Annotated in this window: 1 pseudogene; it reads right to left on the bottom strand. The window is 63.5% G+C overall.

The features are described 5' to 3' along the window. A pseudogene (locus ACYZGB_RS22880) lies at positions 1–259 on the bottom strand (IS110 family transposase); the annotation flags it as partial. Positions 260–384: the final 125 nt, after the last annotated feature.

The following is a 384-nucleotide window of genomic DNA, read 5'->3' as shown; positions in this document are numbered from 1 at the left end:
GCACAGCCGACTGTGGGTCGGCCAACACGCGGCCGATGACTTCGATGCCCGTGCGCGCACCTACAGGAACAGCGATGCCGAACTCCCGACAGAACCCCCGCAGGGCATTGATGCGCGAGGTGCGGGTACCCATCCACAGGGAGCGGATGCGGTGCAGCCCCTGCAAAGCCTGTTGCTCCACTGACTTCACACGCACGGGGCGAATATCGCAGGCACGTGCCGCTTCGAGCAAAGCGGCTGCATCCGTGGCGTCTGTCTGAATCGCCCCGGTTTTGAACTGACCCCCAGAAGTTGGACGGTCACGATTCCGCCGATTAGGCGGTGCTTCTCAATCGGTATTCCACCGGACTGAGCCCCTGCAGCCGGAGCTTGATGCGCTCGTGG

It is taken from the genome of Acidovorax sp. Q11, from assembly GCF_054950075.1.
The sequence above is the reverse complement of the archived record's forward strand: the minus strand, read 5'-3'. Positions and strand labels throughout refer to the sequence as shown.